The following is a 13,114-nucleotide window of genomic DNA, read 5'->3' on the forward strand; positions in this document are numbered from 1 at the left end:
GGTCCGACAATTTCGGGATGATGATCATCCGGGACGCGACCCCCGAGGACCTGCCGGCGACCGTCGACCTGCACGTCCGCACCTGGCAGGCCGCCTACCGGGGCCTGGTCCCCGACGCCTACCTCGACGCCATCGACCCGGCAGAATGGCTGGCCGTGCAGCGCGGCATCATCGGCACCCCGGGTCGGTACCGGATCCTCGCCCTGATCGATCGCGAGATCGTCGGGTTCGCCAGCTTCGGCGACGACCGCGAGGACCCGACGGTGGCCGAGGTGTACGCCATCTACGTCGACCCCGCCCGCCAGGGCCACGGCGTCGGCCGGGCGCTGATGGACGAGGCGGTGTCCCGCCTGGCGGGGCGCGCCACCCGGCTGTGGTGCGCCGAGGGCAACGCCGCCACCCGCCGGTTCTACGAGCGGTACGGCTTCGTCGCCGACGGCGCGACCAAGGTCTTCGACCGCGACGGCCTCAGCCTGCCGACCCTGCGCTACACGCTGCCCGCCTGACGGACTCGGCCGCGCGCCGCCGGAAGGCCCCACGCCGCATGCCGCCCAGGCGGCGTGGAGGCGCGCCGGGTGCGGCCCGGCCGGGCTCAGACGCTGACCGGCAGCGCCTCAGGCTCCTCGACCCGCGCCCACGACCCGGCCTTCCCGTCGATCCCCGGCCGGTACGGCGTGAAGATCAGCAGCGCCACGACCAGCAGCGCGAACGCGTTCTCCCCGATCTCGCTGGGCAGGTTGTTGCGGTGGTGGTTGCCCGGGGTCCGCCGGAAGAACCACACCAGCGACATCGTGAACGACCAGTACACGAGGTTGACCAGGCCGATCCGCCACCAGGCCTTCTTCTCGCGCGGCGCGTCGAGCACCACGTCCACGAGGATGATCATGGCCGGCACGATCCAGTACAGGTGGTGGGTCCAGCTGACCGGGCTCACGGCCACGCCGGCCAGTCCGGTGATCGTGATCGCGGCCAGCTCGTCCTTGGCCTGGTGCGCCTTCGCGGCCCGCCACAGACCGTAGCCGCCGACGGCGAGCGCGAGCACGAGCCAGACCAGCTTGCCGGTCGAGCTGACCGGCACCATGTCGTCGATCCGGGCGACCATGCCGTTGATGGCCTGGTTGCCGGGGTTGTCCGGGAAGCCGACGCGTTCGGTGTCCCACAGCACGCTCGTGTAGAACCGCCACGAGCTGTGCCAGTCGAACGCCGCCGCCAGCAGGGTGGCCGCGCCCGCCGCGCCGACGGAGACCGCCGCGGCGCGCCACCGGCGGGTGACCAGCAGGTACAGGATGAAGAAGCCCGGCGTCAGCTTGATCGCCGTGGCGATCCCGATCCCGACGCCCGTCCACTTCGAGCCCCGGCCGCCGAGGATCAGCAGGTCACCGAGGATCAGTGCGACCAGGTACAGGTTGATCTGGCCGAAGCTCATCGTCTCCCGGATCGGCTCCAGGGCGAAGATCAGCGCCGTGGTGACGCAGGTGGCGAACCAGACCGGCCAGCCCCGGCGCTGGGCCACGGGCTTCATGATCCAATACGTGGTGAGCAGGGCCACCAGCAGCGTCGTGACGATCGTGAACCACTTCACGAACCCGTACGGCAGCACGCCCATCGGGCTCATCAGCACGGCGGCGAACGGCGGGTACGTGAACCCGAGCGTCCCGTTGATCACGTCGGGCTGCGAGTAGTCGTAGATGTCGTTCCCGGCCAGCCAGAAGGACACTGCCTTCCGGTAGATCCGCAGATCGAACAGGTGGTGCTGGCCGCCGAACTGGTCGGCGAGCAGCCAGACGACGCCCGACAGCACGGCCACGAACGCGAGTTGCGTGTAGAACCGGGCGTCGGCCGCCGCGACCTTCCGCTTCGCGGTTGCGACCAGCGCGTGCAGCCGCTGCTTACGACTCTCGATCAAGACTCCACCCAAGGATCGGTGACACTGCCGGTGTCCAGAGTACGAAACGACCCACGTACGCTTTTCGGCATGGCGCTCGGATTCGTTCGACCAGCGCGTCCAGGGGACGCCACAGAACTCGCCCGCATCCAGTTGGAGACGTGGCGGGTGGCGTACCGCAAGCTCGTGCCCCGCGAGATCCTCGCGGCGCTCGACCCAGACACGCTCGCCGCGCACTGGCGCACGGCGGTCCTGGAACCGCCCGGCCCCCGCTTCCGGGTGCTGGTGGCCGTCGAGCAGGGCGCCGAGGAGCACACCGTGGGCTTCGCGGCGATCGGGCCCGCGGACGCCGACGACAAGGTGCCCGACGCCGGGGCGTTCACGGAGCTGCTGGTCGAGCCCCGGTGGGGCCGACGCGGACACGGCAGCCGGCTACTGTCCGCCGCCACCGCGCACTGGCGCGACGACGGGTTCAGCACCGCCCTGGCCTGGGCCTTCGACCAGGCCCCGGCGACCATCAATTTCCTCACCTCAGCGGGATGGGAGCCCGACGGCGCGCGCCGGGCTCTCGACATGGCCGACGTCCTGGTCCCCCAGGTGCGCCTGCACGTCTCGTTGACCGAAGATGTCAGCCGCCCGGCCTCCGACGAGGCTGCGGGCGGCTGACATCCCCGCCTAGATCTCCTGTCCCAAGCTACAGCCCCAGCAGGGGCCCCAGCCCAACGGTCAGGCCCGGCCGCTTGAGCACCTCGCGCACGGCGAGCAGCACCCCGGGCATGAATGACACCCGGTCCAGGGAGTCGTGCCGGATCGTGAGGGTCTCCCCACCCGTCCCCAGCAGCACCTCCTGGTGGGCGACCAGGCCGGCGGAGCGCACCGAGTGCACCCGGACCCCGGCCACCTCGGCGCCGCGAGCGCCGTCGAGCGCCGTCTTCGTCGCGTCCGGGGACGGGCCGACGCCGGCCGCCGCGCGGGAGGCGCCGATCATCTCGGCGGTGTGCAGCGCCGTACCACTCGGGGCGTCGATCTTGCCCGGGTGGTGCAGCTCGACGATCTCCACCGAGGGGAAGTACGGGGCGGCCTTGGCCGCGAACTCCATCATCAGCACGGCGCCGATCGCGAAGTTCGGGGCGACGATGACGCCCACGTCCGGCTTGTGCTTGAGCCAGTGCTCGACCCGGTGCAGCCGCTCCGGGGTGAAACCGCTCGTGCCCACGACCACGCTGACGCCCTGCTCGACGCACCAGTGGATGTTGTCCATCACGGTCTCCGGGCTGGTGAAGTCCACCACGACCCGGGCGCCGGCGTCGGTGACGCTGAACAGCCCCTCGCCGGCGTCGACCATCGCGACCAACTCGAGGTCGTCCGCGTCGTTGACCGCGCGGCACACCTCGACGCCCATCCGGCCGCGTGCGCCCAGCACACCGACCGGCAACGGCTCCTGCTCCGTCATGACGACCTCACTACTCCCGAGAAATCATGCCCGTCGAATGGTCCGATCGCCGCCAGCGACATCGGGCGGGTCAACAGCTCACTGGCGATCGCGTTCGCCTCGTCCAGGGTGACAGCGTCGACCCGGTTGAGGAGTTGGTCCACGGAGAGCAGCTCGCCGTACAGCAGCTCGCCCTTGCCCAGCCGGCTCATCCGCGAGCCGGTGTCCTCGAGCCCCAGGACGAAGCCGCCCTTGAGCATGCCCTTGCCCCGCGCCAGCTCCGCGGCCGTGATGCCGTTGGCGGCCACGTTGGCGAGCTCGTCGCGGATGATGCCGAGCACCTCGTCGGCCTTGGCCGGGGTGCAGCCGGCGTACACGCCCCAGGTGCCGGCGTCGGCGTACTGCGCGGTGTAGGAGTACACCGAGTACGCCAGGCCGCGCTGCTCGCGGACCAGCTGGAACAGTCGGCTGGACATCCCGCCGCCGAGCACGTTGTTGAGCACCCCGAGCGCGAACCGGCGCTCGTCGTGCCGGGTCATGGAGGCGCAGCCCAGCACCAGGTGCGCCTGCTCGGTGTCCTTGTCGACCACGCTGAGCTGGGCGGAGCGGGTGCGCACCAGGTTGCCCTGCGGCCGGGCCGGCACCGGGACGCCGTCGCCGCCGAGCAGTGCCGTGTCCTTCAGCGCCGCGCGGACCAGCTTGACCACGGTCGCGTGGTCCAGGCTGCCGGCGGCGGCGATCACGATCTCGGGCGCGGTGTAGCGGCGGTGGTAGAAGCCGGCGATCTGCTTGCGGGTCAGGGCGGAGATCGTCTCCTCGGTACCGGAGATGAGCCGGCCCAACGCGTGCTCGCCGAAGATGGCCTTCGTGAACAGGTCGTGCACCTCGTCGCCGGGCTCGTCGTCGTGCATGGCGATCTCTTCGAGGATCACGTCGCGCTCGGTCTCCACGTCGTCCTCGTTGAGGACGGAGGAGGAGATCACGTCACACAGGACGTCGATGGCCAGCGGCATGTCGTTGTCGAGCACCCGCGCGTAGTAGCAGGTGTACTCCTTGGCGGTGAACGCGTTCGTCTCGCCGCCCACGGCCTCGATCGCCGAGGAGATGTCCAGGGCAGAGCGCCGCTTGGTGCCCTTGAAGAGCAGGTGCTCCAGGAAGTGCGAGGCCCCCGACAGCGTGGGGCTCTCGTCGCGGGAACCGATCCCGACCCAGAGCCCGATCGACACGCTGCGCATCGCTGGGACGGATTCGGTGATCACCCGGAGGCCGCCGGGGAGGACCGTACTGCGCACGGTGCCGCCGAGGGGGTCGGCCTCGAGCGTGCGGGTGCGCGCACGGGCCGTGTTCGTAGCCTCCGCCACGTGTGCTCCTGTCAGAGGGGTAGCTGTTGACGCTGTGAAACCTGCCCGCGGGCCACCGGCACCCGGACGCGCGCCGGAGAACCGGAGCCCCATGGACATCTGGGGCCGGACACAGGTGCGTGCCCGACCCCAGTCTGTCATCAGCTACTAGTCGCGCCGCTGCCGGCGCTCGCGACGCTCGCCGCCCTCGCGGTCCCCGGTGCGCGGGGCCCGCTCGCGACGCTCGCCACCCTCGCCCTCGGCGCGCGGGGCGCCGCCGGCACCGGGAACGACGATGACCTCGCCGTCGGCGCCGACCTTGTCCAGGTAGACCTTGCCGCGGTTGTCGATGTCGGCGATCTGGACCTCGACCTTGTCGCCCACGTTGAGGAAGTCCTCGACGCGCTCGACGCGCTTGCCGTCGCCCACCTTGGAGATGTGCAGCAGGCCGTCGCGGCCCGGGGTCAGCGAGATGAAGGCGCCGAACGCGGCGGTCTTCACGACGGTGCCCAGGAAGCGGTCGCCGACCTTCGGCATCGTCGGGTTCGCGATGGCGTTGATCTTCGCGATCGCGGCCTCGGCCGACGGGCCGTTGGTCGCGCCGACGTAGATCGTGCCGTCGTCCTCGATCGTGATCTCGGCGCCGGTCTCCTCGGTGATCGAGTTGATCATCTGACCCTTCGGGCCGATGACCGCGCCGATCTTGTCGGTCGGGATCTTGACGCTGACGACCCGCGGAGCGAACTCCGACAGCTCACCGGTGGTCTCGATCGCGTCCTGCATGACGTCGAGGATCGCGTGCCGCGCGTCGTGCGCCTGCGACAGCGCGCCCGCCAGCACGTCCGACGGGATGCCCGTCAGCTTGGTGTCGAGCTGCAGCGCGGTGACGAAGTCCCGGGTACCGGCGACCTTGAAGTCCATGTCACCGAACGCGTCCTCGGCGCCGAGGATGTCGGTCAGCGTGACGTAGCGCGTCTTGCCGTCGACCTCGTCGGAGATGAGGCCCATCGCGATACCGCCGACCGGGGCCTTCAGCGGCACACCGGAGAACAGCAGGCTCAGGGACGAGGCGCAGACCGAGCCCATCGAGGTGGAGCCGTTGGAGCCGAGGGCCTCGGAGACCTGACGGATCGCGTACGGGAACTCCTCGCGGGTCGGCAGCACGGGCAGCAGCGCCCGCTCCGCCAGCGCGCCGTGACCGATCTCGCGGCGCTTCGGCGAGCCGACCCGGCCGGTCTCACCGGTCGAGTACGGCGGGAAGTTGTAGTTGTGCATGTACCGCTTCGACTTCTCCGGGGAGAGGGTGTCGAGCGACTGCTCCAGGCGGAGCATGTTCAGCGTGGTGACGCCCAGGATCTGGGTCTCGCCCCGCTCGAACAGCGCCGAGCCGTGCACGCGCGGCAGCACGCCGACCTCGGCGGACAGCGGCCGGATGTCGCGCGGCCCACGGCCGTCGATCCGGATCTCGTCGCGCAGGACGCGCTGGCGGACCAGCTTCTTGGTCAGCGAGCGGACGGCCGCGCTGAGCTCCTTCTCGCGACCCTCGAACTGCGCGTCGAGCTTCTCGTGCGCGACGGCCTTGAGCCGGTCGAGCTCGGTCTCGCGCTCCTGCTTGTCGCCGATGGTCAGCGCCTGCGCCATGTCGGCGGAGATCGCGGACTCGACGGCGGCGAACGCGTCGTCCTGGTAGTCCAGGAACTGCGGGAACTCCACCGACGGGCGCGAGGCCACGGCGGCCAGCTCGGCCTGGGCCCGGCACAGCTCGCGGATGGCCGGCTTGGCGGCCTCGAGGCCGCTGGCGACCACGGTCTCGTCCGGCTTCGGGGAGCCGTCGGCGATCAGCTTGATCACGTTGGTGGTGGCCTCGGCCTCGACCATCATGATGGCGACGTCGCCGTCCTCGGTGACCCGACCGGCGACGATCATGTCGAAGGTCGCCCGCGAGGTCTCCTCGTGGGTCGGGAACGCCACCCACTGGCCCTCGATGTGCGCGACCCGCACCGAGCCGACCGGGCCGGAGAACGGCAGACCGGCGAGCTTGGTGGACAGGGACGCGGCGTTCATGGCCACGACGTCGTACGGGTGCTCGGGGTCGAGCGCCAGCACGGTCTCGACGACCTGGACCTCGTTGCGCAGGCCCTTGACGAAGCTGGGGCGCAGCGGCCGGTCGATCAGGCGGCAGGTGAGGATCGCGTCCTCGCTCGGCCGGCCCTCGCGGCGGAAGAAGGAACCGGGGATCCGGCCCGCCGCGTACATCCGCTCCTCGACGTCGACCGTCAGCGGGAAGAAGTCGAAGTGCTCCTTCGGCGACTTGCTGGCCGTGGTGGCCGACAGCACGACGGTGTCGCCGAGCTGGGCCAGGCACGAGCCGGCCTGCCGGGCGAGCCGGCCGGTCGAGAAGGTGATCGAGCGCGTGCCGAACGAACCGTTGTCGATCGTGGCGGTCGCGCTGTGGGTTCCGAGGTGAACGACCTCGGGGGTCTTGTCAGTCAAAACTGCTCCTTGATTGGGTTGGTGTGCCCAGGGGAGCTTCTTCTCGCAGGCCGGTCTTCGATCGAAGCCGCCGGAATCTGGTGTCCGGCAACCACTACCGAGGACCGGTGCGTCGTCCCCATGAGCGGTGTAAGGGGGAGCGGCCCGCTGGCCACTCCCCCCAGGAAAACTATCGGCGCAGACCGAGCTTCTCGATGAGCGCGCGGTAACGCGTGATCTCGGACTTCGCCAGGTACTTCAGCAGCCGGCGGCGACGGCCGACCAGCAGCAGCAGGCCACGACGCGAGTGGTGGTCGTGCTTGTGCATCTTGAGGTGCTCGGTCAGGTCCGAGATCCGCTTGGTCAGCATCGCGATCTGCACCTCGGGCGAACCGGTGTCGCCCTCGACGATCGCGTGCTCCTGCATGATCTGGGTCTTGACCGCTGATTCGAGCGCCATACTCTCCCTCTTACGTCTGGGTATTTGCTGGTCCGCACCCGCGGCGTCGTGCAGGCACGCAGGACCACGCCGAGAACCGGCGTACCCGACAAGGTTACCAGTCGCCCCCGACCGGTTATCAGACAGTCAGGATCCGACGTGTTTCGTCCACGTCTGCCTGGATTTGGGCGACGAGAGGGTCCAGGGAGTCGTATTTGATCATCCCGCGGAGTCGGTGCACGAACTCGAGCGAGATCCGCTCCCCGTACAGGTCCCCTTCGAAGTCCAGGACGAACGCCTCGATCCGCCGGTCCACGCCCGCGAACGTCGGATTCGTCCCGACGCTGATCGCGGCCGGCCGGCGGTGGCCGTGCTCCGTCAGCCAGCCCGCGTAGATCCCGTCGGCCGGGACAGCGGCGTGCGGGGTGCTCACCGCGAGGTTCGCCGTGGGAAAGCCCAGCTCACGGCCCCGCTGATCGCCGCGCACCACGATGCCGTCGAGCCGGTGCGGCCGACCCAGCGCCGCGGCGGCCGACCCGACCTCCCCCGCGTCGATCTGACTGCGGATGTACGTCGAGCTGAACACCGTGCCGTCGTCGTTGACCAGCGGCGCCGGCTCGACCCCGAACCCGAACGTCTTCCCGAGCGCCTGGAGCAGCGGCACGTCGCCGGAGGCCCGGTGCCCGAACCGGAAGTTCTCCCCCACCACGACCAGCGCGGCGTGCAGGTGCTCCACGAGCACGTCGTGCACGAACGTCTCCGGCGACAACCGGCTGAACTCACTGGTGAACGGGATCACACACAGCACGTCGACGCCCAGCGCCTCGATCAGCTCGGCCTTGCGCTCCGGGCCGGTCAGCACGGCCGGGTGGCTGCCGGGGCGGACCACCTCGCTCGGGTGCGGGTCGAACGTGACGACGACGGAGGAGACGCCCAGCTCGGCGGCCCGTTTGACGGTGTGGCCGATGGTGGCCTGGTGGCCACGGTGCACGCCGTCGAAGACCCCGATGGTGACCACGGACCGACCCCAGCCACCCGGTGCCGAACCCACTCCCCGCCAGCGCTGCATCTCCACACCCTTTCGTCAGCCCCGAGCCTAACCGCCCGGCCCCGCCGGGACTGACCGGTCCCGGCAGGTGATCAAGGAGTGGATGTCCGAAGTGGGCGATCGAGGGGTCGGACTGGCAAGGTGTATCGACATGAGCGGTTTGGCGACGGCCACCCTGGTACTCGGCACGGCGGTGGCGAAGACGGCGTTGAGCGTCTGGTTCCGCGACGCGAAGATCCTGGAGAGCCTCTCGCACGAACTCGTGGACGAACAGGCCGGGATCCTCCGTGGTCTGCGGGAGCGCCGACAGTTCCGCCGCTTCCGCGAACAGGCGGCCGAGCAGGTGGACGACCGGATCCGCCGGTTCGTCGAGCACGAGTTCCCCGGGCTGGACGAGTCCGAACGCCTGGCTGCCGTCGCGGCGGTCACGGAGACCTTCGACCGGGCGGCGCCCACCGAGGCCGACCTGTTCCGCGCCGACCTGGACGCGAGTTCGGTCTACCGGCACCTGCTGCCCGTCCCCGAACCGACCCGCTGGGGCCTCGGCGCGGACGGGACGGCCTTCTACCGGCTCCTCCTGCGCGAGTGCTGCGGCTACCTGATCGAGGTCGCCCGGACCCTGCCCGGCGGCGGGATGGCCGCGCTGGAGGAGGTGCTACGCAGGGAGACCCAGATCCTGGCGGACGTGCGCACCGCGCTGGAACGGCTGCCCGCCCGCCTGGGCGTGGAGGACTTCGAGGCCGACCACCGCCAGCAGGTCGCCCACCGCCTGGACCGGATCGAGTTCTTCGGCGCGACCCTCACCGACGAGAGCCGGCGCTACCCGCTGTCCGTGGCCTACCTGAGCCTCACGGTGTCCGGCGAGCTGCTGACCTCGGCCGTCCGGGCCCGGTCTGGCCCGGGCGGGAGGGTGCACGGGCCCGGATGGGAGGACACGGCGGCGACCGGTGCCGCCACCGCCCGGGTGGAGGCCGCCCTCGCGGCGTCCAGCCGGCTGTTCATCCGGGGACAGGCCGGGATCGGCAAGACCACGCTGCTGCACTGGATCGCGGTCCAGAGCGCCCGGAACTCCTTCCCCGCCCCGATGGCCGCGTGGCGGGACACTGTGCCGTTCTTCGTCCCACTGCGCCGCTACGCCGGCCGGGACCTGCCGGCCCCCGAGGAGTTCCTGGCCGAGACCGGCAGACACATCGCCGCCGACATGCCACCCGGCTGGGTACAGCAGCAGTTGCGCTCCGGCCGGGCGATCGTTCTGGTCGACGGCGTGGACGAGGTCGCCGAGCACCGGCGCGCGGCGGCCCGCGACTGGCTGAGCCAACTGGTCGCGGCGTTTCCCCGGGCCCGCTACGTCGTCACGTCGCGACCCGCCGCCGTGTCGGAGAACTGGCTCGCCCGCGACGACTTCGACACCGCGGAACTCGAACCGATGACGCCGGAGGACGTGAAGGTCTTCGTGCACCGTTGGCACGAGGCGATGCGGGACGGCTGCGGCTCCGATGACGACAGGAACACTCTCACCGGGTACGAGTCGGAGCTGCTCACGGCCCTCGCCAGCCGCGCGCACCTGCGCCGGCTGAGCGGCTACCCGCTGCTGTGCGCCCTGCTCTGCGCCCTGCACCGCGACCGCCGCGCCCAGCTCCCGGCGAGCCGGATGGAACTCTACGACGTCGCCCTCCAGATGCTCCTCGAACGCCGCGACACCGAACGCCACATCACCGGCGACATCACCTTGTCGCGCACCCAGAAGACCCTCCTCCTCCAGGAACTCGCCTACTGGCTGATCCGCAACGGCTGGTCCGACGCCGGATTCGACGAGGCGGCCGACCGGATCGCCGCCCGACTGGCCGGGATGCCCCAGGTGGGCGCGACCGCGCCCGAGGTGCTCCGGCACCTGCTGGAGCGCAGCGGGCTGCTCCGCGAGCCGGTCGACGGCCGGGTGGACTTCGTGCACCGCACGTTCCAGGAGTACCTGGCGGCCCAGGGCGCGGTGGCCGCCGACGACATCGGGGTCCTGATCAGCCACGCGCACCTCGACCAGTGGCGCGAGGTGGTCGTGATGGCCGCGGGACACGCCTCCACCACCCAACGCGAACGCCTGGTCACCGGCCTGCTGGACCGGGGCAGGGGCAGGTCACGGACGTCGCGGTCCCCGGTGCGCGCCACGCTGCTCCTGTTGGCCGTGGCCTGCCTGGAGACGTCGCCGGAACTGCCGCAGGCCGTGCGCGCGCAGATCGACCAGAGTGCGGCGGAGTTGCTCCCACCGAGGACGATGACCACGGCGCAGACCCTCGCCAAACTGGGCGACGCGGCCCTGGACCTGCTGACCCTGTCGACGCCCGGGACCGCGAAGGAGGTCGCTGCGACGATCCGCGCGGCCGGGCTGACCGGGGACCCGGCGGCGGTGGACCTGATCGCCCGCTACCGGGGCCGGCCGGAGAAGGTCGTGGTCAACGAGCTGATCCGGGCCTGGGACGCCTTCGACCCGGAGATCTACGCGCGCGACGTGCTGTCCGGCTGCCGGCCGGACGGCGACCCACTGCGCCGGCTCGATCTCCGCAACCCGGCCCTGATCCCTGGCCTGCGGCACATCCCGACCCTGGAACATCTCACGGTCGGGATTCCGAACGGCGAGACCTTCCAGGATCTCAGCTTCGTGTCGGACCTCTCCAGGTTGGAGGCCCTGACCATGTTGGGCCTGCGCCTCGAAGACCTGCACACTCTGGAGTCGGCGAACCTGCGGATCCTCAACCTGATCTGGGACTTGGACGCTCCGGGTGACACCATCGACGCGGGGCCCCTTTCACACCTGTCCCTGAAAGTTCTCTACATCCAGAACCGTCGGCTCACGAACCTCAGATCTCTGAGCGCCAACGACGCGCTCTCCTCGCTGATGCTCACGGGGGCGGAGCCGCACGACCTGCAGGAGCTGTCCGCCGCCAAGTCATTGGAGTTCCTGTATCTCTATTCACCACGTGATCTGACCAGTGTGGAACCGCTGACATTCCTGCATGCACCGAGAGCGCTCGGCCTGCGGGACTGCCCGGAGGTGCGCGATCTCAGGAAGCTGGGGCGTTGGGCGGACAGTCTGGCCTCCCTGGACCTGGAGGTTCGTCCGGGCACCGACCTCGCACCGCTCGCGGCTCTTCCGCAGCTGACCCATCTGATGCTCCCCGACATCGGGAGCCACGATTTGACGCCACTCAACCAGTTCTCGGCCTTGGAAGGCCTGGAGTTCTTCGCTGTCGACGGACCCATGGACCTCAGGCGGATACCTCGATTGCCCTGTCTACGGGTAATCAAACTGTGGTGGCTCGGTGAGGTCGACGTCACTCCTCTGGCCGGTTGGCCGCAGCTCACGATCGAAGTGCCGCGCCGGGCGGTGGTGCACGGGGAGGAAGCCCTCAGCGGCGGTAGCCAGGTCAGGCGGATGCAGCGCTACTAGGCCGGGGCCAGGACCAGTTCCGGCTTCGCGCGGCCGGCCTTCTCCACCATGACGGCGAGCACGTCACCGCTCGGGCCGTAGACCGCGTACGGGACCTCGATGCCGACCGGGGACAGCGGCCCGCCGTGGGAGATCACCTTGGCCTCGGCCTCGTCGAGGTCGCGGCGGGGGAACAGCCGCTCGGCGGCCGTGTTCAGGTCCAGGTTCACCGGGTCGTCGAGTTCCGCCAGCTCGTCGAGGGTGCGCGCCTCGGCCAGCGTGAAGCCGCCGACGGCGGTCCGGCGCAGCGCGGTCAGGTGGCCGCCGACCCCGGTCAGGGCCCCCAGGTCGCGGGCGATCGCCCGGATGTAGGTGCCGGACGAGCACTCGACGGACACGTCGACGTCCACCAGCCCCGGGGACCGGCGGATCTCGCCCACGTCGAGGCGGTGGATCGTGATGGGGCGGGCGGGGAGGTCGACGGATTCGCCGGCGCGTACCCGGGAATAGGATCTGACGCCCTTGATCTTGATCGCGCTGACCGAGCTGGGCACCTGGTCGATCAGGCCGACCATCGTCGCGAGGCCCGCGCGGACCGCCTCGTCGGACACGTCGTCGGCCGGCACCGCGGTGACCAGCTCGCCCTCGGCGTCGTCGGTGATCGTGGACTGGCCGAGCCGGATCGTGCCGGTGTAGCCCTTGCGGCTGCCGATCACGTAGGTGAGCAGCTTCGTGCCGCGTTCCACGCCGAGGACCAGGACCCCGGTGGCCATCGGGTCCAGGGTGCCGCCGTGGCCCACCCGTCGGGTCCGCGCGAGGCGGCGCATGCGCGCCACCACGTCGTGGGAGGTCATCCCCGCCGGCTTGTCCACGATCACTAGCCCTGTCGTCGCCACAGGGGAAGCCTTCCAGACGCGGCCGGGCGGGTCGTGCGGGGGCTCGGCGCACCTGGCCGCCACCTGAATCGGGCCTATCCGGTCACTCCGTTTCCTGGCACCAAGGTGCCATGCACCTTGACGACAGGCTCACGGTAGTGACTGCGCCCGGGGTCGCTGGCAGAGTTCATCACATCGGAAG

General features: G+C 70.4%; 10 protein-coding genes. 3 read left to right on the plus strand and 7 right to left on the minus strand.

Annotated elements, in window-relative coordinates; all coding sequences use genetic code 11:
• The first annotated feature begins 17 nt into the window (after nucleotides 1-17).
• Nucleotides 18-506: a GNAT family N-acetyltransferase gene (locus IW245_RS21185; protein ID WP_197004911.1), complete on the plus strand. Its 489-nt coding sequence runs from the start codon at nucleotides 18-20 to the stop codon at nucleotides 504-506.
• A gap of 86 nt (nucleotides 507-592) precedes the next feature.
• Here IW245_RS21185 and IW245_RS21190 read toward each other — a convergent pair whose 3' ends face one another.
• The gene (locus tag IW245_RS21190; protein WP_197004912.1) at nucleotides 593-1,906 is read right to left on the minus strand and encodes a glycosyltransferase 87 family protein; all 1,314 of its coding nucleotides are present in this window, start codon (nucleotides 1,904-1,906) and stop codon (nucleotides 593-595) included.
• A 69-nt stretch (nucleotides 1,907-1,975) separates the two neighbouring features.
• Here IW245_RS21190 and IW245_RS21195 point away from each other — a divergent pair, with 69 nt between their 5' ends.
• On the plus strand, nucleotides 1,976-2,551 hold the full coding sequence (locus IW245_RS21195; protein WP_197004913.1) for a GNAT family N-acetyltransferase: 576 nt from the start codon (nucleotides 1,976-1,978) through the stop codon (nucleotides 2,549-2,551).
• 28 nt (nucleotides 2,552-2,579) lie between these two features.
• Here the strand turns inward: IW245_RS21195 and dapB are convergent, their stop codons facing one another.
• From dapB to IW245_RS21220, 5 genes are all read right to left on the minus strand, one after another.
• Complete coding sequence (dapB, locus tag IW245_RS21200; RefSeq protein WP_197004914.1) at nucleotides 2,580-3,338, minus strand: 4-hydroxy-tetrahydrodipicolinate reductase; 759 nt, start codon at nucleotides 3,336-3,338, stop codon at nucleotides 2,580-2,582.
• Nucleotides 3,335-4,771 (minus strand): M16 family metallopeptidase, encoded by a 1,437-nt coding sequence (locus IW245_RS21205; protein WP_197008620.1) that lies wholly within the window; start codon nucleotides 4,769-4,771, stop codon nucleotides 3,335-3,337. Before IW245_RS21205 ends, dapB begins: the two co-directional genes overlap by 4 nt.
• Before the next feature lie 54 nt (nucleotides 4,772-4,825).
• Nucleotides 4,826-7,150: a polyribonucleotide nucleotidyltransferase gene (locus IW245_RS21210; RefSeq protein ID WP_197004915.1), complete on the minus strand. Its 2,325-nt coding sequence runs from the start codon at nucleotides 7,148-7,150 to the stop codon at nucleotides 4,826-4,828.
• Nucleotides 7,151-7,319: 169 nt separating this feature from the next.
• Nucleotides 7,320-7,589, minus strand: coding sequence for a 30S ribosomal protein S15 (gene rpsO, locus IW245_RS21215; protein WP_197004916.1), 270 nt, complete (start codon nucleotides 7,587-7,589; stop codon nucleotides 7,320-7,322).
• A gap of 118 nt (nucleotides 7,590-7,707) precedes the next feature.
• Nucleotides 7,708-8,637, minus strand: coding sequence for a bifunctional riboflavin kinase/FAD synthetase (locus IW245_RS21220; protein WP_197004917.1), 930 nt, complete (start codon nucleotides 8,635-8,637; stop codon nucleotides 7,708-7,710).
• A 130-nt stretch (nucleotides 8,638-8,767) separates the two neighbouring features.
• Between IW245_RS21220 and IW245_RS21225 the strand changes: the two genes are divergently transcribed.
• A complete protein-coding gene (locus IW245_RS21225) occupies nucleotides 8,768-12,058 on the plus strand; it encodes an NACHT domain-containing protein (protein ID WP_197004918.1) in 3,291 nt (1,096 codons plus the stop codon).
• Here the strand turns inward: IW245_RS21225 and truB are convergent.
• Nucleotides 12,055-12,933: a tRNA pseudouridine(55) synthase TruB gene (truB, locus tag IW245_RS21230; RefSeq protein WP_197004919.1), complete on the minus strand. Its 879-nt coding sequence runs from the start codon at nucleotides 12,931-12,933 to the stop codon at nucleotides 12,055-12,057. The two genes, IW245_RS21225 and truB, sit on opposite strands and share 4 nt — an antisense overlap.
• Between the last annotated feature and the right edge of the window lie 181 nt (nucleotides 12,934-13,114).

It is taken from the genome of Longispora fulva, assembly GCF_015751905.1.
GTDB lineage: Bacteria > Actinomycetota > Actinomycetes > Mycobacteriales > Micromonosporaceae > Longispora > Longispora fulva.